26 protein-coding genes are annotated in these 22,109 nt (G+C 74.2%); 10 read left to right on the top strand and 16 right to left on the bottom strand.

Going from position 1 to position 22,109, the window contains the following annotated elements; genetic code table 11:
- The 3 genes from IF73_RS0115815 to IF73_RS0115805 are packed head-to-tail and all read left to right on the top strand — an operon-like array spanning position 1 to position 1,452.
- The gene (locus IF73_RS0115815) at positions 1–321 is read left to right on the top strand and encodes a hypothetical protein (protein WP_031008114.1); all 321 of its coding nucleotides are present in this window, start codon (positions 1–3) and stop codon (positions 319–321) included.
- Positions 322–378: 57 nt separating this feature from the next.
- Positions 379–1,077 (top strand): aspartate/glutamate racemase family protein, encoded by a 699-nt coding sequence (locus IF73_RS0115810; protein ID WP_031008113.1) that lies wholly within the window; start codon positions 379–381, stop codon positions 1,075–1,077.
- A gap of 57 nt (positions 1,078–1,134) precedes the next feature.
- A complete protein-coding gene (locus tag IF73_RS0115805; RefSeq protein ID WP_158822012.1) occupies positions 1,135–1,452 on the top strand; it encodes an SH3 domain-containing protein in 318 nt (105 codons plus the stop codon).
- Positions 1,453–1,468: 16 nt separating this feature from the next.
- On the opposite strand, the gene IF73_RS40995 is transcribed toward IF73_RS0115805, so the two are convergent.
- From IF73_RS40995 to IF73_RS0115765, 8 genes are all read right to left on the bottom strand, one after another.
- Positions 1,469–2,122, bottom strand: coding sequence for a hypothetical protein (locus tag IF73_RS40995; protein WP_037879332.1), 654 nt, complete (start codon positions 2,120–2,122; stop codon positions 1,469–1,471).
- Between the two features lie 107 nt (positions 2,123–2,229).
- Complete coding sequence (locus tag IF73_RS0115795; protein ID WP_031008107.1) at positions 2,230–3,204, bottom strand: Gfo/Idh/MocA family oxidoreductase; 975 nt, start codon at positions 3,202–3,204, stop codon at positions 2,230–2,232.
- 1 nt (position 3,205) lies between these two features.
- Positions 3,206–4,510, bottom strand: coding sequence for a protocatechuate 4,5-dioxygenase subunit alpha (gene ligA / locus IF73_RS0115790; RefSeq protein WP_037879329.1), 1,305 nt, complete (start codon positions 4,508–4,510; stop codon positions 3,206–3,208).
- A gap of 23 nt (positions 4,511–4,533) precedes the next feature.
- Positions 4,534–5,451, bottom strand: coding sequence for an amidohydrolase family protein (locus IF73_RS0115785; RefSeq protein ID WP_031008102.1), 918 nt, complete (start codon positions 5,449–5,451; stop codon positions 4,534–4,536).
- A gap of 2 nt (positions 5,452–5,453) precedes the next feature.
- Entirely contained in the window at positions 5,454–6,143 is a 690-nt protein-coding gene (gene ligK, locus IF73_RS0115780; protein WP_031008099.1) for a 4-carboxy-4-hydroxy-2-oxoadipate aldolase/oxaloacetate decarboxylase, read from the bottom strand.
- Positions 6,144–6,169: 26 nt separating this feature from the next.
- The gene (locus IF73_RS0115775) at positions 6,170–7,195 is read right to left on the bottom strand and encodes an amidohydrolase family protein (protein ID WP_031008097.1); all 1,026 of its coding nucleotides are present in this window, start codon (positions 7,193–7,195) and stop codon (positions 6,170–6,172) included.
- Positions 7,196–7,256: 61 nt separating this feature from the next.
- Positions 7,257–8,471: a 4-hydroxybenzoate 3-monooxygenase gene (locus IF73_RS0115770; RefSeq protein ID WP_037879327.1), complete on the bottom strand. Its 1,215-nt coding sequence runs from the start codon at positions 8,469–8,471 to the stop codon at positions 7,257–7,259.
- Between the two features lie 114 nt (positions 8,472–8,585).
- On the bottom strand, positions 8,586–9,353 hold the full coding sequence (locus IF73_RS0115765) for an IclR family transcriptional regulator (protein ID WP_031008093.1): 768 nt from the start codon (positions 9,351–9,353) through the stop codon (positions 8,586–8,588).
- 162 nt (positions 9,354–9,515) lie between these two features.
- Here IF73_RS0115765 and IF73_RS0115760 point away from each other — a divergent pair, with 162 nt between their 5' ends.
- From IF73_RS0115760 to tpg, 3 genes are all read left to right on the top strand, one after another.
- Positions 9,516–10,208, top strand: coding sequence for a substrate-binding domain-containing protein (locus tag IF73_RS0115760; RefSeq protein WP_078868079.1), 693 nt, complete (start codon positions 9,516–9,518; stop codon positions 10,206–10,208).
- Between the two features lie 46 nt (positions 10,209–10,254).
- A complete protein-coding gene (gene tap / locus IF73_RS0115755) occupies positions 10,255–12,411 on the top strand; it encodes a telomere-associated protein Tap (protein WP_031008089.1) in 2,157 nt (718 codons plus the stop codon).
- Positions 12,412–12,508: 97 nt separating this feature from the next.
- Positions 12,509–13,060 (top strand): telomere-protecting terminal protein Tpg, encoded by a 552-nt coding sequence (tpg, locus tag IF73_RS0115750; protein WP_107049261.1) that lies wholly within the window; start codon positions 12,509–12,511, stop codon positions 13,058–13,060.
- A 74-nt stretch (positions 13,061–13,134) separates the two neighbouring features.
- Here tpg and IF73_RS0115745 read toward each other — a convergent pair whose 3' ends face one another.
- Entirely contained in the window at positions 13,135–13,806 is a 672-nt protein-coding gene (locus tag IF73_RS0115745; protein ID WP_031008085.1) for a beta-glucanase, read from the bottom strand.
- Between the two features lie 202 nt (positions 13,807–14,008).
- Here IF73_RS0115745 and IF73_RS0115740 point away from each other — a divergent pair, with 202 nt between their 5' ends.
- On the top strand, positions 14,009–14,548 hold the full coding sequence (locus tag IF73_RS0115740) for a hypothetical protein (protein ID WP_031008084.1): 540 nt from the start codon (positions 14,009–14,011) through the stop codon (positions 14,546–14,548).
- A 28-nt stretch (positions 14,549–14,576) separates the two neighbouring features.
- Here the strand turns inward: IF73_RS0115740 and IF73_RS0115735 are convergent, their stop codons facing one another.
- Both IF73_RS0115735 and IF73_RS0115730 read right to left on the bottom strand, forming a co-directional pair.
- The gene (locus IF73_RS0115735) at positions 14,577–14,954 is read right to left on the bottom strand and encodes a VOC family protein (protein ID WP_031008082.1); all 378 of its coding nucleotides are present in this window, start codon (positions 14,952–14,954) and stop codon (positions 14,577–14,579) included.
- A 97-nt stretch (positions 14,955–15,051) separates the two neighbouring features.
- Positions 15,052–15,522 carry a MarR family winged helix-turn-helix transcriptional regulator gene (locus tag IF73_RS0115730; protein WP_031008080.1) on the bottom strand — a complete coding sequence of 157 codons (471 nt, stop codon included), beginning with the start codon at positions 15,520–15,522 and terminating at the stop codon, positions 15,052–15,054.
- Positions 15,523–15,649: 127 nt separating this feature from the next.
- Between IF73_RS0115730 and IF73_RS0115725 the strand changes: the two genes are divergently transcribed.
- Positions 15,650–16,387 (top strand): dienelactone hydrolase family protein, encoded by a 738-nt coding sequence (locus IF73_RS0115725; protein ID WP_199806660.1) that lies wholly within the window; start codon positions 15,650–15,652, stop codon positions 16,385–16,387.
- Between the two features lie 341 nt (positions 16,388–16,728).
- Here the strand turns inward: IF73_RS0115725 and IF73_RS0115715 are convergent, their stop codons facing one another.
- The gene (locus IF73_RS0115715; protein WP_031008075.1) at positions 16,729–17,346 is read right to left on the bottom strand and encodes a TetR/AcrR family transcriptional regulator; all 618 of its coding nucleotides are present in this window, start codon (positions 17,344–17,346) and stop codon (positions 16,729–16,731) included.
- Positions 17,347–17,439: 93 nt separating this feature from the next.
- On the opposite strand from IF73_RS0115715, the gene IF73_RS0115710 reads away from it, so the two are divergent.
- Positions 17,440–18,285: an SDR family oxidoreductase gene (locus IF73_RS0115710; RefSeq protein WP_031008073.1), complete on the top strand. Its 846-nt coding sequence runs from the start codon at positions 17,440–17,442 to the stop codon at positions 18,283–18,285.
- A 60-nt stretch (positions 18,286–18,345) separates the two neighbouring features.
- On the opposite strand, the gene IF73_RS0115705 is transcribed toward IF73_RS0115710, so the two are convergent.
- Both IF73_RS0115705 and IF73_RS0115700 read right to left on the bottom strand, forming a co-directional pair.
- Positions 18,346–18,840: a hypothetical protein gene (locus IF73_RS0115705; protein WP_031008070.1), complete on the bottom strand. Its 495-nt coding sequence runs from the start codon at positions 18,838–18,840 to the stop codon at positions 18,346–18,348.
- Positions 18,837–19,118: a hypothetical protein gene (locus tag IF73_RS0115700; protein WP_234338244.1), complete on the bottom strand. Its 282-nt coding sequence runs from the start codon at positions 19,116–19,118 to the stop codon at positions 18,837–18,839. Before IF73_RS0115700 ends, IF73_RS0115705 begins: the two co-directional genes overlap by 4 nt.
- Positions 19,119–19,157: 39 nt before the next feature.
- On the opposite strand from IF73_RS0115700, the gene IF73_RS0115695 reads away from it, so the two are divergent.
- Entirely contained in the window at positions 19,158–20,108 is a 951-nt protein-coding gene (locus IF73_RS0115695) for a helix-turn-helix transcriptional regulator (protein ID WP_031008067.1), read from the top strand.
- A gap of 5 nt (positions 20,109–20,113) precedes the next feature.
- Here IF73_RS0115695 and IF73_RS0115690 read toward each other — a convergent pair whose 3' ends face one another.
- The gene (locus tag IF73_RS0115690) at positions 20,114–20,968 is read right to left on the bottom strand and encodes an ABC transporter permease (protein ID WP_031008065.1); all 855 of its coding nucleotides are present in this window, start codon (positions 20,966–20,968) and stop codon (positions 20,114–20,116) included.
- Positions 20,965–22,023 carry a daunorubicin resistance protein DrrA family ABC transporter ATP-binding protein gene (locus IF73_RS0115685; RefSeq protein WP_031008062.1) on the bottom strand — a complete coding sequence of 353 codons (1,059 nt, stop codon included), beginning with the start codon at positions 22,021–22,023 and terminating at the stop codon, positions 20,965–20,967. The genes IF73_RS0115690 and IF73_RS0115685 overlap by 4 nt, the downstream gene beginning before the upstream one ends.
- Positions 22,024–22,109: the final 86 nt, after the last annotated feature.

The raw sequence follows: 22,109 nt of genomic DNA, 5'->3' as shown, positions 1-22,109 counted from the left end.
ATGTCCCGACGCATCATGTTCGTCCAGCTCAAGACCGGTCACGACACCGACCGGGGGCCGTCCTGGATCGGCTGGGTCGACTTCTCCAAGACCTGGAGCACCGCGTACTTCCAGGGCCGCACCCTCCGCCGGGCGGGCGGGATGTTCGACGCCAACTTCTACGACGTCGACTCCGGCGAGGAGTTCTGGGTCTCGGGCCCCAAGCGAGACCGCACCGACACCCGTTACGGCCCCGCGGTGACGCAGGTCGAACCGGCCGCCGCCGACGCGTACCGCGCCTTCCTGGACGGCGCGCGCCTCCCCGGCCGCACCCGTGGCTGAGGACGGCGACCGCGCCCCCGGGCGAGCGGTGTCACCCTCCGGGAAGGGGGCCGACGCGTGACCCTCGTGGCGCTCGTCAACCCCAACACCGACCGGGCCACCACGGCGATGATGGCGGCCATCGCCCGCCGCACCCTGCGCGCGGAGCACGGCTACGAGGTCCGCGGCGTCACCGTCGCGGCGGGCCCGCCGATGCTCGTCGACGAGGAGGCCCTGCGCGCCTCGGCCGGCCACGTCCTCGACGCGGCCGCCCGCCTCCTCGCCGGCCCGGACGGCGCCCGCGTGGCCGCGCTCGTCGTCGGCGCCTTCGGCGACCCGGGCGTCGAGGAGCTCCGTGCCCGCACCCCCCTCCCGGTCGTCGGCCTCGCCGAGGCCGCCATGCGGGAGGCCGGCGCGGGCGCCCGCCGCTTCGGCATCGCCACCACCACGCCGGATCTGGCCGCCGCGATCGACGCACGCGTCACCGCCCTGGGCTGGTCTCCCCAGTACACCGGCATCCGCCTCACCACCGGCGATCCCCGTGAACTGGCGGCAAGGACAGGCGATATGACGGACCGTCTGGCGTCGGCGGTCGACCTCTGCGTACGCGAGGACGGCGCCGAAGCCGTGATCATCGGAGGCGGCCCGCTCGGCGAAGCCGCCGAGGCCCTCCGCCACCGTCTCCCGGTCCCGGTCGTCGGACCGATCCCGGCGGCGGCCAGGCAGATCCGGCTCCTGCTCGGACAGCCGGCCCGGGAGTGTCCGCCAGACGGGTGACAGTGGCGCCCCACCCGTAACACCCGCCCAGGGGCGGGCCGTTGCTTCGGCATGCGCATGACGTCGATGCTCGGGGTGGCACTCACCGCCGTGTTCCTGGCGGCGGTCGCCCCCGCCCCCGCCGCCCCCGAGCGGTTCCAGCCGTGCGGCCACGAGGCCACCGGCACGGCCCGGCTCCACACCGGACCCGGCGCCTCCCGCCCGTCCCTGGGCCTGCTCCGGGCCGGCGACGAGCTCACGGTCCTCCGCGAGTCCGGCGACTGGTACCGGGTGAGCCTCGACCGGCGCTCCCGCTCGGGACTGCGCGCCGACACGGCGGGCTGGGCCGCGAAGCGGCACGTCCGGCCGCTCGCCTGCCCCCGCCCGAACGGCTAGCCCGGCGGCCGGCCGGTCAGACCTTCGCGGCTCCGCAGGACAGGCGGGCCGCCGCCTGGGCCGCCTCGCCGTCCTTGAGGGCCCGCGGCGGCTCGGCGCAGTCGAGGATGCCCATGCCGTCGACGGACCAGCCGACGGCACGACCGGTGGACGGCTCGCCGCCGGGGCAGGTGAGGCGGAAGTCGCCGACGACCTCCCGTACGTACGTGTACTCCACGATCGCGCCCGGGCCGTCGACGTGGGTCGGGTTCCCGTCGAGGTCCGGCGCGGGCCGGCCGGTCTCGGAGAACACGGAGTCCTCGCCCGCGCCCCCGATGTGGCTGCCCAGCGAGCGCAGGGCGGCCGCCGCGTCGACCTTCGGGCCCGTCTCCGTCGTCACCCCGGTCCGTGGGGTGTGCAGCCGGGTGAGCGGCCGCGTCAGGTCGCCGCCGCCCTTGCCCAGGACCTGCTTCTCGGCGACGCCGGTGAGGACGTCCCGCTGAACGACGTTGAACCACACGTACGTGCCGGACGCGCACGCCGTGGTCGCCGCGCCCCTCGCCGCCGCGGCGGGCCGCTGGGACACGGCGGCCTCGGTGCCGCCGTCGGACGAGCAGGCGGCCGTGCCGCCGAGTAGGGCGGCCACGGCGCCCGCCGCCGTCCAGCGGCTCACGCTCTTCCTGGTCTTCATGGTGATGATCCCCCGTAACGCCATGGGTCGATGGCACTACCGACCCTGCACCTCACCGGACGTCCCCGGCAAGCGACTTGAGCGTCTTCTGAGGGACCCGGGCGCGCTCACGGACCCGCGACTGCGTTCACCTGCTCCTCCAGGCCCGCCAGCGTCCGGTAGCAGGCCAGGACCTGGGCGATCGAGGAGTTCGGCTCGCGGCCCTCGCGGATCGCGGCGACGAACTCGCGGTCCTGGAGCTCGATGCCGTCCATCGACACGTCGACACCGCTCACGTCGATCGGCTCGTCCCTGCCGGTGAACAGGTCGTCGTAGCGGGCGATGTACGTGCCCGTGTCGCCGATGTAGCGGAAGAACGTGCCCAGCGGACCGTCGTTGTTGAACGACAGCGACAGCGTGCAGATCGCGCCGTTCGCCGCCCGCAGCTGGATCGACATGTCCATCGCGATGCCCAGCTCGGGGTGGATCGGACCCTGGACCGCGTTCGCCTGCACGATCGGCGACCCGGTCTGGTAGGCGAACAGGTCGACGGTGTGCGCGGCGTGGTGCCACAGCAGGTGGTCGGTCCAGGAGCGGGGCTGCCCGAGCGCGTTGAGGTTCTGCCGGCGGAAGAAGTACGTCTGCACGTCCATCTGCTGGATCGAGAACTCGCCCGCGTCGATCCGCCGCCGCACCCACTGGTGGCTGGGGTTGAAGCGGCGGGTGTGCCCCACCATCGCGACGAGCCCGGTGCGCTCCTGCGCCGCCCGGCACGCCTCGGCGTCGCCGAGCGAGTCGGCGAGCGGGATCTCGACCTGCACGTGCTTGCCGGCCTCCAGGCAGGCCAGGGTCTGCGCGGCGTGCAGCTGGGTGGGGGTGGCGAGGACGACGGCGTCGACGTCGTCCATCGCGAGCACCTCGTCCAGGGAGGCGACGGCACGCCCCACGCCCTGGTCGGCGGCGAACTTCCGGGCGCGTTCGAGGCTGCTGCTCACGACGGCGGCGACCTCGACGCCCTCGATGCGGCGGAGCGCGGCCGCGTGCTTGGCGCCGAAGGCGCCGCCGCCGGCCAGGGCGATCCGCAGGGTCCGGTCGTCAGTCATGTCACTCCTTCTCGGCGGGCGCTGCGGCCCGGGGGCGGTTTTCCAGGATCAGGTGTCCGACGGCGGTGTTGGACGCGGGCACGTGGTAGAAGCGGTGCCTGACCTCGACCTCGCCGCCGCCGTCCACGTCACTCATCGCGCCGCGGGCGATCAGCCACATGACCAGCTCGATGCCCTCGGAGCCGGCCTCCTCGACGTACTCCAGGTGGGGCACCTCGGCCAGCCCGGCCGGGTCCTCGACCAGCCGGTCCAGGAAGGCGTTGTCCCACTCCCGGTTGATCAGACCGGCCCGCGGGCCCTGGAGCTGGTGGCTCATGCCGCCGGTGCCCCAGACCTGCACGTTCAGCGGCCGCTCGTACGACTCGATGGCCCTGCGCAGGGCCTGGCCGAGTCGGAAGCAGCGGGCGCCGGAGGGCACCGGGTACTGCACCACGTTGACGTGGAACGGGATGACCTTGCACGGCCACCGCTCGACGTCGCCGAACATCAGCGACAGCGGCACCGTCAGCCCGTGGTCGACGGCCATCTCGTGGGCGAGGGTGAGGTCGAAGTCCTCCCGGATCAGCGCGTGCGCGATGTGCGCGGCCAGGTCCGGGTCGCCCTCGACGGCGGGGACGGGGCGGGGCCCGTACCCCTCGTCGGCGACGGGGTAGGAGGCGCCGGTGCCGAGGACGAAGGTCGGCACCAGCGACTGGTCGAAGGCGCTGGCGTGGTCGTTGTAGACCAGGAAGACCACGTCGGGGACGTTCTCCCGCTGCCACGCCCTGGAGTACGCGTACCCCTCGAAGACCGGCCGCCAGTACGGCTCGTCGGTCTTGCCGTGGTCGAGCGCCGCGCCGATCGCCGGGACGTGCGAGGTGAAGACGGCGCCGGTGACCGTGGCGTGCTCGGCCGGCGCCGCCGGCGCGTGCGCGGCCTCCAGGACGGCGTGGTCGATGCGGTTGCCCTCGACGGAGCGGCCGCCGCCGACCATCATGGCGCGGTACTCCTCCTCGGTCATGCCGGTCATCGATCCCGCCATCTGCTGGAACGAGAAGCCCAGCGTGGCACCCCACTTGGCGAGGAAGTAGATGTTGCCGCCCTCGCGCATGGCGGCGTTGAGGTCACGAGCGAGGAGCGCCTGCTTCTGCTCCTCCCGCAGCGGCCACGCGTCCAGGTAGGCGCGCTCGTCGGCCAGGTACGCCGCCCGGTTCTCCGCCGTCATCAGCGACATGCAGAACTGGTTGAGGTGGTACCCCTTCGCCGACTGCTCGGAGTCGAAGATGGTCGTCCCCGGAACCAGCTTGTAGGTCTTGTCCAGCGCCATGCCGGCACTCCAATCGGGGCAGGTCAGTCGGTGTCGGGCCAGTACAGGCGGGTCGGGTTGTCCACGAGGAGCCTGCGCCGCAGCTCGGGCGTCGGCGCGATGTGCGGGACGAAGTCGACGAGCAGCCCGTCGTCGGGCATGTGGTCGGTGAGGTTGGGGTGAGGCCAGTCGGTGCCCCACAGCACCCGGTCGGGGAACTCCTCGACCACCCGCCGGGCGAACGGCACCACGTCGCGGTAGGCCGCCCGCTCCCCGTCGAGGGCCGGCGGGCCGCTCACCGAGAGCCGCTCCGGACACGTCACCTTGCACCAGATGTCGGTGCGGGCCCGCAGGAAGTCCAGGAACGCCTCGAAGTCGGGCCCTTCCGGGTCCTTGGCGGTGTCCGGCCGACCCATGTGGTCGACGACCAGCGGCACCGGGATCGACAGGAGGAAGTCCCGCAGGTCGGCGAGGTCGGCGGCCTCGAAGTAGACGACGACGTGCCAGCCGTACGGCGCGATCCTCTGCACGATGTCCAGCAGGTCCCGCTGCGGCGCCGCGTCGACGAGCCGCCTGACGAAGTTGAACCGCACCCCGCGCACGCCCGCCTCGTGCAGCTCCCGCACCTCGGCGTCGGTGACGTCCGGCCGCAGCGTCGCCACGCCCCGGGCCAGCCCGCCGGAGGCCCGCAGCGCGTCGACCATGGCGCGGTTGTCGGCGCCGTGACAGGTCGCCTGCACCACGACGTTACGGGCGAGACCGAGGTGGTCGCGGAGCGCGAAGAGCTGCTCCTTGGAGGCGTCGCACGGCGTGTACTTGCGCTCGGGGGCGTACGGGAACACGGCGCCCGGGCCGAAGACGTGGCAGTGCGCGTCGACGGCGCCCTCCGGGAGCCGGAACTCCGGGCGGCTCGGACCGGCGTACCAGTCCAGCCAGCCGGGGGTCTTCTCGAAACCGGTCATCGTCAGTCCTCGTACCGCAGCCCGAGCTCGGCCAGCGGGCCGCGCATGCCGTACAGGTCCAGGCCGAGCCTCCCCGCGCGGAACTGCGCCCGCTTGCCCTCCTCGTTCGCCTCGCGGGCCGCCGACGCGGCGGCGACCTCGGCGGCCCGCTCGCGCGGCACCACGACGACGCCGTCGGCGTCCGCGAGGACCACGTCACCGGGGCGCACCAGGGCGTTCCCGCAGACCACGGGCACGTTGACCGAGCCGAGGGTGGCCTTGACCGTGCCCTTGGCGTTGACGGCGCGGGAGAAGACGGGGAAGTCCATCCCCTCCAGGTCGGCGACGTCCCGGACGCCGCCGTCGATGACCAGGCCGCGGCAGCCGCGGGCGCGGAAGGAGGTGGCGAGCAGCTCGCCGAAGAAGCCGTCCTCGCTCTCCGTCGTGCAGGCCGCGACGACGACGTCCCCGTCCTGGATCTGCTCGGCGGCGACGTGCAGCATCCAGTTGTCGCCGGGCTGGAGCAGCACGGTCACGGCCGTGCCGCACATCCGCGCCTTCGGGTAGACGGGCCGCAGGTAGGGGCGCATCAGCCCGACCCGGCCCATGGCCTCGTGGACGGTCGCGACGCCGAACGCCGACAGCGCGGCGACGGCCGCCGGGTCGGCCCGGTCGACCTTCGTGTGGACGACGCCTATCTCGGTGTGTTCCATGGGTGCTGTTCTCCTGGAGACGGGGGTCAGCGGCCGGCCGCGGCGAGGCGGGCGGCGAGACGGGGGTAGACGCGCAGGGCGTTGCCGGAGTAGACGGCGGCCCGCTCCTCGTCCGACAGGTGCGGGGTGGCGTCCACGTACCGCTTGGTGTCGTCGAAGTGGTGGCCGGTGCGCGGGTCGACGTCGCGGACCGCGCCGATCATCTCGCTGGCGAAGAGGACGGACCGGCTGGGGATCACCCGCGTGAGCAGGTCGACGCCGGGCTGGTGGTAGACGCAGGTGTCGAAGAAGACGTTGTCGAGCAGCGCCTCCGGATCCGGCCTGCCCAGGGCCATCGCCAGGCCGCGGAAGCGGCCCCAGTGGTACGGCACCGCGCCGCCGCCGTGCGGGATCACGAACCGCAGCGTCGGGAAGTCGGCGAACAGATCGCCCTGCACGAGCTGCATGAACGCCGTCGTGTCGGCGTTGAGGTAGTGCGCGCCGGTCGTGTGGAAGGCCGGGTTGCACGAGGTGCTGACGTGGATCATCGCCGGGATGTCGTACGCGACCATCGCCTCGTACAGCGGGTACCAGCTGCGGTCGGTCAGCGGCGGCGCGGTCCAGCGCCCGCCCGACGGGTCGGGGTTGAGGTTCACCGTGACCGCGCCCAGCTCCTCGACGGCGCGGGTCAGCTCGGGCAGGCAGGTCGCCGGGTCGACGCCGGGCGACTGCGGCAGCATGGCGCCCATGGCGAACCGGCCGGGGTAGAGGGTGCTCACCCGGTGGACCAGGTCGTTGCAGATCCGCGCCCACGCCGAGGAGACGGCGAAGTCGCCGATGTGGTGGGCCATGAAGCTGGCCCGCGGCGAGAAGACCGTGAGGTCGCTGCCGCGCTCGTCCATCAGCCGCAGCTGGTTGGACTCGATCGCAGCGCGCAGGTCGTCGTCGGAGACGACCAGGTCTGCGGGGTCGGGGGCGGGGCCGCGGCCCTCGGCGGCGGCGATCTGCCGGTCGCGCCACGCCGCCAGCTGCGGCGGGGCGGTGGTGAAGTGACCGTGACAATCGATGATCATGAAATCGTCCTCGTGGGCGTCCGGGGCAGTGCGGGGGATCCGGGTCCGTGGGCGTCCCGGGTCAGTGGGCGTGGTCGCGGGTGGGCCAGCCCGTGTACTGCTCGGCCAGGTAGGCGCGTCCGGTGCGCGTCCCGACCACGTTGTCGAGCTCGCCGAGCTGACGACGCAGGTCGAAGGCGGAGGCGCCGGGCGCGGTGTGGAGCAGCCGGGTCAACCAGTACGAGAAGTTCTGCGCCCGCCAGATCCGCTGGAGGGCCCGCGGCTCGTACTCCTCCAGCGCGGCCTCGCCCGCCCCGCCGAGCGCCTTCAGCAGCACGTCGGCGAGCACCTTCACGTCGTGCAGCGCCAGGTTGAGCCCGCGGGCACCGGTCGGCGGCACCGTGTGCGCGGCGTCGCCGGCGAGCAGCAGCGAGCCCCAGCGCATCGGCTCCTGCACGAAGGAGCGGAACCGCAGCACCGTCTTCTCGGTGATCGGCCCCTCCGTGAGCCGGAAGCCGTCCTCGCCCGCCACCCGCGCCTGCAGCGTCTCCCAGATCCGGTCGTCGGACCAGGCGTCGACGGACTCGTCCGGCGCGCACTGGAAGTACATCCGCTGCACCGCCTCGGTGCGCTGGCTGATCAGGGCGAAGCCGTGCGCGGAGTGCGCGTAGACCAGTTCGGGCGCGCTCCTCGGCGCCTCGGCGAGGATCCCGAACCACGCGAAGGGGTACTCCGTGCCGTACCGCACCCGCCGGTCCTCCGGCACCAGGTCGCGGCACATGCTCCGCGAGCCGTCCGCGCCGACCACGTACCGCGCCCGGATCTCGTGCCGGGTCCCGTCGGGTGCCGTGTAGCGGACCCGCGGGGCGTCGGTCGTGAGGTCGAGGACCTCGGTGTCGCGGATCCCGAAGTGGACGGTGCCGCCGTCGCGTTCGCGGGCGTCCGCGAGGTCCACGAAGACGTCCGTCTGCGGATACAGCCAGGTGGAGGCACCGGCGAGCCTCTTGAAGTCGATCCGGTGCGGCCGCCCGGCCGAGCGCACCTCGATGCCCTCGTGTTCGTACCCGTCCCGCAGGATCCGGTCCGAGACCCCCGTCTCGACCAGGTCGCGGGCGACGTCGGCCTCCAGGATGCCGGCCCGCTGGGTCGTCTCGATCTCGTGACGCGTGCGGGTGTCGAGGGCGACCGTCCCGACCCCGGCGCGGCCCAGCAGGTGCGCCAGCATGAGGCCCGCCGGCCCCGCACCGACCACCGCGACCGGAACCGAGACGACGGAGTCGACGGGGGCGTCGGCCATGGCATCTCCCAAGCAGCTGTGAGCGATCCGAACAGTTCGGAACGGCCCGAACGCTGCCAGCCTGCCCAGCCCCCGGTCTGCGGTGTTTCCGTCAGGCGGAAGCCGGTCCCGAACTCAGTCCGTCGTCCGGGTACGCCTGCCGAGCTCGTCGGAGATGCCGTACGCGGCCCGCAGCAGCGGTTCGCGCAGCGCACGCGCCCTGCTCGCGCCGCGCGCCGTGATCACGATCCCCAGTGCCGCGCTCACCGGCCCCGTCCGCCCGATCCGCACCGGCGCGGCCACCGCCACCGTGCTCTCCGACAACTGCCGGTCGCTGACGAAGACCTGCTCGCGCCGGATCCGGTCCAGCTGCGTCCGCAGCGTCTTCGGATCGGTGACGGTGTGCGGGGTCCACGCCCGCTGCGGCGAGCCGAGGACCTCCTCCTGGATGTCCGGCGGCGCGTGCGCCAGCAGCACCCGCCCCATCCCGGTGGACCCCACCGGGAACCGGGTCCCGACCCCCGTCAGGAGCTCCACCGAGCGGTGCCCGGCGATCCGCTCCACGAAGACGAGTTCGGTGCCCTCCCGCACCGCCAGCTGCACGTTCTCGTGGGTCGCCTCGTACAGGTCCTGCATGAACGGCAGCGCGGCGTCCCGCAGGATCTGCGTCCGGGGGCAGCCCGCGGCGATCTCCCACAGCCGCAGCCCCACGTGCCACGACCCGTCCTCGCCCCGCTCCAGCGCCCCCCAGGCCGCCAGTTCGCTCACCACCCGGTGCGTGGTGCTCAGGGCCAGACCGGTCCGCTGGGCGATCTCGGATAGTGTCTGGGCGGGGTGCTCGCGGTCGAAGGCCGCCAGGACCTCCAGTACCTTTCCTGCCGCCGTGCTCCGGGTCGTGCTCACGTCGCCAGTCTCGCAGACGGGTGTCGAGCCACCGGGCGAGCGTGCCGACCACCCCCTCCGCCTACCGCTTCCCTCTCCCTTCCGTCTCCCACTTTCCCGCTCCCCCCTTCCGCCTTCCGCCTCCCGCAGGCGTTTCGCAGACATCACGACCGAGGAGTCGACGTGCACCGTGAACTCGTGGGGCTGTCCTCGATGGCGACCCGCCCGATACTCGCCGACCTGTCCGAGCACCTCCGGCTCGCCCATGGCACGCCGGTGCGCTTCGAGTCCGCCGGCGGCGTGGAGATCGCCCGCCGCGTGCGCGAGGGCGCCGAGGCGGACCTCCTCGTCCTCGCCGCCGGAGCCCTGACCGCCCTGGAGCGGGAGGGCCATGTGCGCCCCGGATCCGTCCGCCCGCTGTGGATCTCCCAGGTCGTCGCCGCGGTACCGGCCGGCGCCCCGGCCCCCGCCCTCGACACCGTCGGCGACCTCCGGGCCGCCCTCACCTCGGCGCGGGGCGTCGCCTACTCCACCGGACCCAGCGGCACCGCCCTGCTCGACCTGCTCGACCGCCTCGGCCTGGCCGGCACCCTCGCCGGCCGCCTCGTCCAGGCCCCGCCCGGGGTCCCGGCCGGCAGCCTCCTGTCCACCGGCGCCGCCGACCTGGCCTTCCAGCAGCACAGCGAACTGATGGACCTTCCGGGCGTCACGGTCCTCGGCCCGCTGCCCGGCGACACGGCCATCACCTCGGTCTTCGGCGGCGGCGTCCTCGGCTCCGCCGCCGACCCCGAGCGGGCCCTCGCCGTCCTCGGCCTCCTCGGCTCGCGGGAGGCGTCGCGGCTCGCCGGCGCCCGGGGGATGACACCAGCGCTCTGAACTGCGACTTCACTCGGATTCGATAGGGTCGGAGTGGAGGTGGCTCGTGTCCAAGGAAGAGGACCTGTTCAAGGCCGTCGAGGCGCTGCTGGCGGGCGGTCCGCGGTTCCCCGCGCCCGCCGAGCGCGCCCGGCTGCGCGAGGCGGCGGGTGTCACCCAGGCCGCGCTGGCCCGCGCCCTGGACACCACCCCGCAGACGATCAAGAACTGGGAGGCCGGGCGCAGCGAGCCCCGCCCGCCCCGCCGCGCGCCGTACCTGGCTCTGCTGGAGGGATGGGCGGAGCGCTACCCGGCGGCGAAGGGAGACGCCCACGCGACACCGGAGCTTGAGCTTGAGCTTCAACCGGAGCCGGAGCCGGAGCCCGCGCCGGAGCCCGCGCCGGAACCGGAACCGGAACCGACGCCGGCACCGGAACCGGTGAAGGCCGTCGCACGCGCAGGCGCGGCCAGGGTCAGGCGCGTCGCCAAGCCCGCTCCGTACGACGACGACTCCCGCTTCGCCAACGGCCCGCTCGCCGTCGTCGACGCCGACGCCGATCCCGACGGCGCGGGCGGCATGTCCGCCTACTGCGTCGGCGGTCTCGTCCTCGACGTCCCCGCGCGATCGCTGCCCGAGCTCGTCGAGTGGGCGCTGACCGAGGCGCGCCTGGGCGCGCCGCGGCTGGACGGCTCCGGCTGGGACGCGGACCCGCTGCTCGTGCTGACCCCCGCCGCCCTGGAGCGGTACGGCCTGCCGGTCGAACTCACCGACGACGAGCGGGTCGCGGGCCGCCTCCCCGCCGGCCACCCCGCCGTCGAGGAGGTCGAGCGGGCCGACTGGCGGCTGACCCGGCGCGGCTTCGGCCCGTGGGCCCGGATCTACCGGCCCGCCCAGGGTGGCCGCCGCGTCTGCGTGCAGTTGTGCATCCCGTCGTGGCGGGCGCTCGACACCCGCTCCTGGGGCGCCGCCGCCGACCTGCCGCCGGCCGAACTCGCCCGCGTCCTCGGGCTGTACGCGTCCCGGGTGATGACCCCCCGCGGTTCGACGGCCGTCACCGGACTGGAGCTGATGACCGCGCTGCACCCGCCGACCCGCGCCTCCGAACCGGACGCCGAGGGGCGCCGGCACAGCGTCCACCGCCCCGGCTCGCTCGGCAAGGACCCGATGGACCCGCCGCCCTGCGAGGCGGTCGACGGCCACCCGGTCCTCGCGGACCTGCCCCGCTTCCACGTACGGGGGCCGGGGGAGCGGATCCTGGAGGAGGCGTACGACTGGGCGCGGGAGCTGACCGACGAGGAGTGCCTGAAGCCGCACCTGGTCGGCATCGACGTCAACATGGCGTTCGGCGCCGCCGCGAACGGCGCCGTCGTCGGCCTCGCCGCACCGCCCGTCCACACCGCCTCGCCCGTCTTCGACCCGAAGGTGCCGGGCGCGTGGCTGGTCGACCTGTCCCACGTGGACCTCTCCCGCGTCCGGGTCGGCAAGGAGTGGACGCGGCTCCGCGGTGACCTGCTGCCCAGCCCCTTCACGCCGACCGGCGAGACCCCCACCGGACCGGCCTGGTACGCCACCCCGACCGTCGCCTACGCCGTCGAACTCGGCTACGACGTCGCCCCCCTGGAGGGCTGGCTGCGCCCGGAGGCGGGACGCTACCTGGACGGCTGGTACAAGCGCCTGCGGGACGCGTACGTGGCGACGATGGCGGACCTCGGTGTCGGCGACGGACTGCCCGCCGCCGACTACCTGAGGGCGATGGAGCGGTACAAGGAGCGCGACCCCGAGGCGGCGATCGTCCTCGACGCGATCAAGAACACCGTCAAGGGCGGCATCGGCAAGCTCCAGGAGAAGGCGCGCGGCGGCGGATGGCGGCCCGGACTGCCGTGGACCGCGCTCGCCCGGCCGACCTGGCGGCCGGACATCCGCGCCGTCGTCATCTCCCGGGCGCGGATCGGCATGCACCGCAAGATGGTCGCGCTCGCCGCCGCCACCGGCAGCTACCCCATCGCGGTCCTGTCCGACTGCGCGGTGTACGCCGCCGACGGCCCCTCCCCGCTCGACGTCCTGCCGTACACGCCCGACGGCAAGACGGTGCCGGGCTCGTTCCGCATCGGGGTCTCCCCGGGCATGGTCAAGCACCAGGGGACCAGGACCCCGCTCTGGGCCGAGCAACTCCGCGAGGAGACCGGCGACCCGCTGCTCAACCTGGCCCGCTACATCGCGTAGCCGCGGCCGGCGGCACCCCCGTGGTGACGGGGACACGGCATCACCATCGAGACCGGCGACGGCACCGGCGGAAAGACAGGAGAGTGGCAGCATGGCGGTGAGGTCGGTCGGCGAGGGTCTGGACCGGGTCCTGGACAAGGCGATGACCCGTAAGCCGCCGCAGTCGGCCGGAGCGCAGATGCGGTTCCTGGTGAAGCGCCTCAAGGGCACCGGGGCGGTCGCCCGGCTGCTGGGGATCTCCCAGCGCACGGTCGAGCGGTATGTGAAGGGCGAGATCAAGCGGCCCCGGCCGGAGCTGGCCGCCCGGATGCGGGAGGAGACGCGCAGGCGCTGGCAGCCGAGGGTGAAGGCGCAGGCGCGGAGGACGGCCGGCACCACGGCCGGCCTGATGATCGACGTCCGCGCCAGCCTCGGCTACGACGCGCCCGCCGGCACCACGGACGAGGCCCGCGAACGCCACCTCACCCTCGCGCTGCCGCCGCAGCACGCCGAGCGGATCTTCGCCGCGCAGGAGCGTGGCGAGCAGGAGATGCGCAGGGCGGTCGAAGACGCCCTGAAGGACGTCTACTTCCAGCAGCGCGGGACCCGCGCGGCGAGCCTGGAGGAGGTCCGCATGATCGACGTCGAACACATCGAGTTCGACCTCTGACCGCACCGGCGGACCCACAGCGGCGGACCCACAGCGGCGGACCCGCGCCGGCGGACCCGCGCCGGTGACTGGGATCAGCCGGGGCGGAAGACGCGCAGGCCGGACACCTCGAAGGACATCTCGTCCGTCGCGGGATCGGGCGCCGGGTGGTAACGGCCCGCGCACACCGAGAGGTTGACGATCAGGCAGGCGTGCCAGGACCGCCCGACCCCCCGCCCGTCGGCGAACACCTCGGAGCCGTTCACCCACCACCGCACGGACCGCGCCCCGAACTCGGTCCGCAGGTCCACCCAGCCGCCGGGACGCACGGCGGGGGAGCGGTAGTAGCGGTGGGCGCCCCGTACCCGGTTGGAGAGTTCGAGCAGGTCCGGGTTGTCCGGGTGGTACTCGAAGACGTCGACCTCCTGGCCGCCGTCGCGCCAGGTCCAGATCGCCGGCCAGGCGCCCGTCTCCTCCGGCAGCCGGACCCGCGCTTCCAGGACGTCACCGGTCCGCACCTCGAAGCCCTCGGCGCTCCCCTCCGTGGTGAGCAGGCCGCTGTCCCACAACCCGTCCGGGCGCCGGGTCGCACGGAAGACCCCGGAGCGGCTGTACGCGGGATCCTCCACCAGGTGGTCGAGCTTGTTGTCGAGCGGATTGACGGGACCGCCGTCGGGATAGGCCCACGACCGCCCGGCGACCCACTGCGCGGGCGACCCGAAGTCGGCGGTGAGGACCGGATCGTCGGGGAGGGGTGGCACGGCCATGGCGGCTCCTCACGGTGCAGGCGGCGAACGGGCGAGCGGGGGCGGGTGGTCGACAAGGGGCACTGCATGGCTCCCCGCGTCCCGCCCCGCACATGCGGAACCCTCGCCTCCCTGGCGAGAACTCGTCACGGGCTGGCGGTCGCCTCCGTGAACGTGCCGTCCTCGGAGGCCCGTTGTCAGTGCCGGTCCCTACGATCGCCGCATGACCGACGCCTACACCGTCCTGTGGACCCACGACACCTGCCGTGCGCTGCGCACGGCCGGGCGCGTGGGCCGCCGGCCGCCCGTCGCCTTCTCCGGAGTGCACCAGTCCCTGCCGTCCTGGGCGGGGGCGAAGACCGGGGACGACGTGTACGCGCTGCACGTGCGTCAGCGGGAGGTGTTCGTCGTCTCCCGGATGCGGGTCCTCGACACGGAGCGGAGCGCGTGCTGTGGCGCGGAGCCGGCGGCCTGGGGCGACCCGTCCCACCCCGGCCACGAGGACTGGGCGATGCTCGGTGCCCACGGCTGCGGGGCGACGGCGGTCCACGTGGACGCGACGCCCGTCCGCTTCGACGTGCCGATACCGGGCGAGCTGCTGACCGTGCTGACGTGGCGCAATCGCCGCGGCCGGACCCGACAGGCGAAGTACGTGGTCGACGGTCGCCTGGAGAGGTCCATCAGCCTCCAGGGCTTCTACCGCCTGGCCCCCGGGTCCGCCGCCGCGCTGGGCGAGCTGGTCGAGCGGGCCGCCGCCCCGTGAACGGAACAGACGGGCGGCCCCCCGGGTCTCAGTCCCGGACCAGGCAGAAGGGGTGGCCCGCCGGGTCGGCGAAGACGCGCCAACTGCGCTGCCCGTCACCGCCGTCGAGCAGGGTGGCGCCCAGCGCGAGCGCCTGTTCCTGGGCGCTGTCGAGGTCCTCGACACCCAGGTCCAGGTGGAACTGCTGGGGGCGGGCCGGGTCCGGCCAGCGCGGCGGGCGGTGATCGGCCACCCGCTGGAAGGCCAGCACCAGCCCGCCGTCGGTGTGCAGCGTCGACCAGTCGTCGTCGAGCGACCAGCGGGGATCGGGGCGGTTCACCTCGCCACCGAGCAGGGCCCCGTAGAACCGGGCGAGCTCCCCGGCGTCCGGACAGTCCAGCACCACACACTGCAGTTTGGCGATCACGCCGCCAGCGTAGGTCACCGGGGGCCGTACGCGTGTGCCGCGACCAGGCGATGGCACCCCCGCCGGCGTACGCGACGGGCCCGGCCGGACGGGTGCGTCACGCGAGGGGGCCGGGCTCCGTGTGGTGGTCCACCAGGCGGGTGAGGAGCCGGAGGAACTGGTCCCGCTCGTCCTGGTCCAGCGGGGCGAGAAGGACCTCGTGGACGTCGTCGAGGACCTCGTCGAGGCGGCGCAGCCGGCGGCTGCCCTCGGGGGAGAGCGTGACGATGTTGCGGCGCTGGTCGGCGGGGTCGGGCGACCGGTCGACGAGGCGGCGGTCGGTCAGTTCGTCGAGGACGCGGACCATGTCGCTGCGGTAGATGCCGGTGCGCCGGCTCAGCGTCGCCTGGCTGGCCGGACCGCCGTCCGCCAGGGAGGCGAGCACGGCGTAGTGCCACTTGCGCGCGTCGGCCCCGGCCAGTCCCTCGCCGACCAGACGGTCCGAACGGGTGGTGAGCTGCGACAGCAGCCGACTCGCCCGCCGCCGGAGCCGATCGGGGGAGCTGTCGTGTGTTTCTGGCCTGGTCATGGCGGGATCCTATCCATTGCGTTAGTGGCACTAACGCCATAGTTTCGTTAGTGCCACTAACGCCGACGTCGGCCGTGGCCGCGAACAGGAAGGAACACCCGTCATTCCCGCCCTCTCATCCACCACCCTGCGCATCCCCACCCCCGACGGCGAGGCCGACGCCTTCGCCGCCCGCCCCGACGACGGCGAGCGCCACCCCGGCGTGCTGCTCTACAGCGATGCCTTCGGCCTGCGCCCCGAGCTGGAGCGGCGAGCCCTCGACCTCGCCGCCCACGGCTACCACGTCCTCGTCCCGAACCTGTACTACCGGACCGGGCCCGCTCCCGTGGTCGAACTGCCCGCGCACATCAGCGCGGAGCTCCGGCCCGCGGTCATCGAGCGACTGATGCCGTTCCTGGAGGAGGTGCTGGTCGGCGAGCGCATCCTCACCGACGCCGAGGCGTACCTCGCGTTCCTCACCGGCCGGCCCGAGACCCGTCCCGGACCGGTGGGCGTGATCGGCTACTGCATCGGCGGCGCGCTGGCCCTGCGGGCCGGGGCGGCCCACCCCGACACGGTCGCCGCCGTCGCCGGCTTCCACCCCGGCTTCCTCGTCACCGACGAGCCCGACAGCCCGCACCGCCTCGTCGCCACCCTCAGCGCCGAGGTGCACCTCGGCCTCTCCGGCAACGACATGACCCCCGAGGAACTCGCCACCCTCGAAGCGGCCCTCGCCGCGGCGGGCGTCCGCCACACCGTCGAGACCTACCCCGGCACGGTCCACGGCTTCACCATGTCCGACACCGACGCCCTCCACCCCGCCGGCCTCCACCTCCACTGGACCCGCCTCCTGTCCCTCCTCACCCGCACCCTGCCCACGGCCTGACCCGACGCCGGGGCCCCGGGTGCGGCGCCCGCACGCGATCGCTGATCACCGCCGTGCGCGAGAGCGAGGAAGCCGCTGGATTCCCGGCCTGGCCGGGAATGGTCGATCTGGACCGGGTCGACCACGTCGAGGACGTCCGGCCGGCCTCCGGGGCGGAGCTGGAAGGCTTCGCCGGCGGCGGCGCCGGAGGTGCGTACCTCTTCTGCGGCGACGCCCGCGCCGGCGAGGGCCGACCGGTCAGGTCGCCGGCACCGGGACCGGTGACCCGCCCCGGAGCCAGGTGGCTGCGAAGGAGCCGTCCGGGGGCAGGGTGTCGGCGGTGCCGGGACTCTGGCCGGCCGTCATGACGGGTTCCGTTCCTGTGTGTCCGGAGTCGTCGGGAGGGAGTCGAGCCAGTCGAGGAGGCGGTTGCCCTCGCGGGTCATGATCTCCGGGTCGCGGAGGGCGTTGGCCATGAGGGACATGCCCTGGTAGCCGGAGACGAGGGTGAGGGCCAGGCCGTCGGGGTCGGGGAGGCCCAGCGCGCGGAACTGGTGCGCGGCCCAGTCGAGGAGGCGGCGGATGACCGCGCCGGCCTCGGCGTCGAGGGTTCCGTCGGCGCGCTTGTCGAGCTCGACGGCGAGCGTGCCGGTCGGGCAGCCGTAGCGCGCGGCCGTGTCGCGCTGGGCGATCCACCCCTCGATCAGCGCCTTGAGGCGCTCGCGCGGGTCCGTCAACGCGTCGAGGTGTACGGCGAGTTCGTCCAGGTGGGCCGAGTGCTCGGCGAGCGCGGCCCGGACCAGTTCGTCCTTGGTCTTGAAGTAGTAGTAGACGTTCCCCACGGGGACGTCCGCCTCGCGCGCGATGTCGGCGAGCGTGGTGCGCTCGACTCCCTGCTCGTGCAGGACCTTCGCCGCCGCGGCCGTCAGCCGTCGCCGCTTCTGGGACGCCAGCTCCCGCCGGTTCACTGAGTTGGTCACCCGACTCACTATAGACAGCCCGGGGTGGGGGCGTGCTACGGTCGTCCCGTTCAGTCAGTCAGTCAACTAACTCACTTACTTCGGGGGTTCGAGATGATCACTGTCACGGGTGCGACCGGCAACATCGGCCGGACGCTGGTGGAGCTGCTGACCGGCGCGGGCGAGGAGGTCGTCGCCGTCTCGCGCCGGCCGCGGCCCGTGGAGCCCGCCGCCGGAGTCCGGTGGGTCCAGGCCGACATGGGCACCCCGGACGGACTGCGGTCCGGCCTCGACGGGGCCCGCGCCCTCTTCCTCCTCGTGGGCGGCGAGCTCAACAGCCACGGCGAGGACCCGGCCGTCCTCCTCGACAGCGTCGAGGACTCCGGCGTCGAGCGGATCGTCCTGGTCTCGTCGCAGGTCAGCGCCACCCGCCCGGAGGCCGCCTCGCACGCCCGCCTGCGCGCGTTCGAGGCCGCCGTCCGCGCCACCGGGCGGGACGTCACCGTCCTGCGCCCCGGCGGCTTCGCCTCCAACGCCTTCGCCTGGGCCGAGACGGTCCGCGCCCGGCGTACGGTCCTCGCCCCCTTCGCCGACGTGGCCCTGCCGGTCGTCGACCCGGCGGACATCGCCGCGGTCGCGGCGGCCGCGCTGCGCGAGGACGGGCACGCGGGCCGTACGTACGAGCTGACCGGACCCGAGGCGATCAGCCCGCGCCGGCAGACCGAGGTCCTCGCGGAGGCCCTGGGGGAGGAGGTCGCGTTCGTGGAGCTGTCCCGCGCCGACGCCCACGCCCACCTCGCGACCTTCATGCCGGAGGACGTCGTCACCGGCACCCTGGACGTCCTCGGCCTCCCCCTCCCGGAGGAGCAGAAGGTCAGCCCCGACGTGGAGTCGGTCCTCGGCCGGCCGGCCGCCCCCTTCGGCGCGTGGGTGGCACGCAACCTCCCGGCCTTCCGGTAGACCGGAGCCGGCCGCCGCGGGCACCCCTGGCGGAGGGAGGGCGAGGCGCCGCGTCCCTCCCTACCGGCCGGCCGTCGGGCCGGCGTCGGCGGCGCCCGCGCGGCGGAAGTCCATCACCCAGTTCACCACCCACTCCTCCGTCCCGGCGGGGGCGAACGCCTGCTCCCAGCGGGCCGTCCCCGCCGTGATCCCCGACCAGCGGAACCGCACGCGGACCGGCGTGTCGCCGTGGTGGTCGTCGCCGTGGAACTCGCCCGTGCCCCCGTCCGCCGAGAACCGCCCCCGGACCGGCGGCAGCAGGCGGCCGGTGCGGGTGCTCGACCAGTTGAGCGTCCACTCGCCGGTGTCCGGCTCGTACAGACGCAGGGTCAGGCCGCTGAAGCCCTTCGACGGGAAGACGATCTCGTCGACGTGGGCGCGGCCGTCCCAGAAGAGGCGGCCGGAGGTGTGGCCGTCGAACTCCTCCCAGCCGGAGGACGGGTCGAGGAAGTCGGTGAGGGCGCGGTTGCGCACGGTCCACTCGCCGACGAGGAAACCGAAGCCGTGGACGGTCATGCGGCCGGACCCCCGCTCCCGGCGCTCGTCGCCGTCGTCCCGGTGCGCAGCGAGTCCGCGAGACGGCCCGGCAGGTCGGTGCCCCGGTGCAGGACGGCGAAACCCGCGGCCGGCGTGCCGTCCGGCTCCGGAAGCAGCTCGGGGAGCAGGGCGTACGCCGCCTTCGCCACCTCCGGTTCGATGCCGGCCTGGTCGGACGTGACGTGACAGCGCTTGACGTGCCGGCCGCCGATCCCGACGGGCTCCGGCACGGTGAGGATCTTCTCCGTGAAAGCCATGGCTGGACCGTACGAGGACTTCACTGACACGGTGTGTCAGTGAAGTCCAGCCGTCTTCTGTCGATCCTGCTGCTCCTGGAGACCCGCGGGCGGATGACCGCCGCCGAGCTCGCCGCGGAGCTGGAGGTCTCCGTCCGCACCGTCTACCGGGACGTCGAGTCGCTGCACGCCGCCGGAGTGCCGCTCTACGGCGACGCCGGACACCGCGGCGGCTACCAGCTGCTCGCCGGCCACCGCTCGCGGCTCACCGGCCTGTACGCGCGCGAGGCCGAGGCGCTGGTCCTCGCCGGACTGCCCGTCGCCGCCGACGAACTCGGCCTCGGCGGCCACTTCGCCGACGCCCAGCTGAAACTGCGCGCCGCCCTGCCCGCCCCGCTGCGCGAGCACGTCGACCGGCTCCGCACCCGCTTCCACATCGACGCGCCCGGCTGGTACGCGGAGTCCACCGAGGCCCCGTTCCTGCCGCAGGTCGCCGAGGCCGTCCGCGCCGGACGGGTGCTCGCCGTCCGCTACCGGCGCTGGCAGGAGCCGGCCGAGGTCGACCGCCGGCTCGCACCGTACGGCCTGGTGCTCAAGGCCGGCCGCTGGTACCTGGTCGCCGGGCCCGGCCCGCGCACGTACCGGGTCGACCAGATCATCTCCCTCACCGTCACCGACGAGGAGGCGACCGCCCCGCCCGGCTTCGACCTGGCCGCGCACTGGCGGGAGAGCCAGCGGGAGTTTCACGCCCGCCTCCACCAGGGCGAGGCCGTCGTCCGTATCTCCCCCGAGGGCGCCGCCCGCCTGACCGGCGCCGCCGCCCGCGCCGTGGCCGACACCGGCGTCCCCGAACCCGACGGCTGGACCCGCGCCACCCTCCCCGTGGAGACCCCCGACCACGCCCACGCCACCCTCCTCGCCCTCGGCACCGAAGTGGAGGTCCTCGCCCCCCGGGAGCTGCGCGACCGCGTCGCGGCCACGGTCCGGACGCTCGCGCGGCGGTACGCCTGAGCCGGCTACTCCGGGCGGCCGAAGCGCCGCGACGCCCAGAGGAGGGCGAGCGCTCCGGCGGTCAGGAGGAGGGCCGCTTCCAGGAGGAGGGGCGGCTGGTGGCCGGCCCACGCGACGGTGGTGCCGGGGGCCTGGCCGGGGACGCGGAGGGCGATGGAGCGGCGCAGGATGTCCACGGCGTACGCGAGCGGGTTCACGGCGGTCAGCGTCTGCGCCCAGCCGGGCAGGGACGCGAGGGGGAAGAAGCCGCCGGAGAGGAAGAGCAGCGGCATCATCACCAGGCCGAGCAGCGTGTGGAACGTCTCGGGGCTGCGCAGGCCCACCGCCAGCGCCAGGGACAGCGCGGTGAGGGTGAACGAGGCGAGGACCATGCCGCCGAGCAGCAGCGCCAGCAGGACCGGGTCGTACGGCAGGCCGACCGTACCGGCCAGGGCGAGGAGGACCGCGCCCTGGACCGTCGCCACCAGGGTGCCGCCGGCGCAGCTGCCGAGCAGCAGGGTGGTGCGACCGACGGGGGCCATCAGGAGCTCGCGGAGGTAGCCGCTCTGACGGTCGGTGATCAGGCGGATGCCGACCATGATGGCCGGGGTCTGCACGGTCATCATCAGCATGCCGGGGAAGAGGTACGTCCGGTAGCCGACCCCCAGCGACCCGGCCGGGATCAGCGCGGCGAGACCGCCGCCCAGGATGAACAGGTACAGCACCGGGTGCAGCAGCATCAGCGCGGTGGGGACGCGCTGCCGGGCGAGCCTCAGCAGATCGCGATGGACCAGGGCGTGCACCGCGCGCAGCTCGCGCCGGAGGCGGGACGCCGGGGCCGGCACGGCGTCGCCCCGGCCCGGCAGGGTGAGCGTCGTCATCGGCCGCCTCCCGTCCCCGCCGGGCCGGCCATGCTGCGGCCGGTGTGGTGGAAGAAGACGTCGTCGAGGGTGGGCGGGGTCGCGGAGGCGGCGTGCACGGCGACGCCGTGGACCTCCAGCGCCGCGCACAGACGCGGAATCCAGGCGCTCCCGTCGGGCACCCGCAGCCAGACGCCGTCCGCGTCCACGTGGACCGTCCGCTCCGGAGGCACCAGCAGCAGGGCGACCCGGCGGGCCGCCGCGTCGTCGCTCGTGCGCAGCACCACCCGGTCGTCCCCGATCGCCGCCTTCACCTCCGACGGCGTCCCCCGCGCCACCAGCCGCCCCCGGTCGATGATCGCGAGACGGTCGCAGTGCTCCGCCTCCTCCAGATAGTGGGTGGTGACGAAGAGCGTGCTGCCCTGCCGGTCGCGCAGCGCCCGCAGATGCTCCCAGATCTGGGCCCGCGCGTGCGGGTCGAGCCCCGTCGTCGGCTCGTCCAGGAACAGCACGCCGGGCTCGTGCAGCAGCTGCCGGGCGATCTCCAGGCGGCGCCGCATGCCCCCCGACAGGGTGCGGACGGGAGAGCGCCGCCGGTCGGCCAGGCCAGCCAGGTCGAGCACCTCGGCGGTACGCCGGCGGACGTCGGCGCGGCGGAGCCCGTACAGGCGGGCGTGGACGCGGAGGTTCTGCTCGGCCGTCAGGTCCGGGTCGAGGGCGCTGTGCTGGAACAGCAGGCCGACCCGGCGCCGTACCCGCTCGGGCTCGGTCACGACGTCGGCACCCGCCACGACGGCGCGGCCCGAGGTCGGGCGGGCGAGGGCGCACAGCATCGCGATGGTGGTGGACTTGCCGGCGCCGTTGGGGCCGAGGAAGGCGAAGGTCTCGCCCCGGCGCACGTCCAGGTCCAGGCCGCGCACCGCGTGGGTGAGGGAGCCGTCCGGGCCGGGGTAGCTCTTGACCAGCCCGCGGGTGCTGATGGCGGCGGGCGCGGTCTCGGCGTGGTCGGACGGGTCGGCAGCGGCGTCGGGGACGCCGGTGCGGGCGGGCTCGTGGTCACGGGCGTGCAGCTGCATGGGTCCGGTCCTCGTCGAGGGGGTCGCCGTCGGTGGACGGCGGGATGCGCCGGCGGGCGCCGGGAGGGGAGAGCGATGCTCTCCGG

This window comes from Streptomyces sp. NRRL F-5727, from assembly GCF_000719555.1.
In the GTDB taxonomy this organism is placed as follows: domain Bacteria; phylum Actinomycetota; class Actinomycetes; order Streptomycetales; family Streptomycetaceae; genus Streptomyces.
Note: the sequence above shows the minus strand (reverse complement) of the source record. Positions and strands in the feature narration are given on the sequence as shown.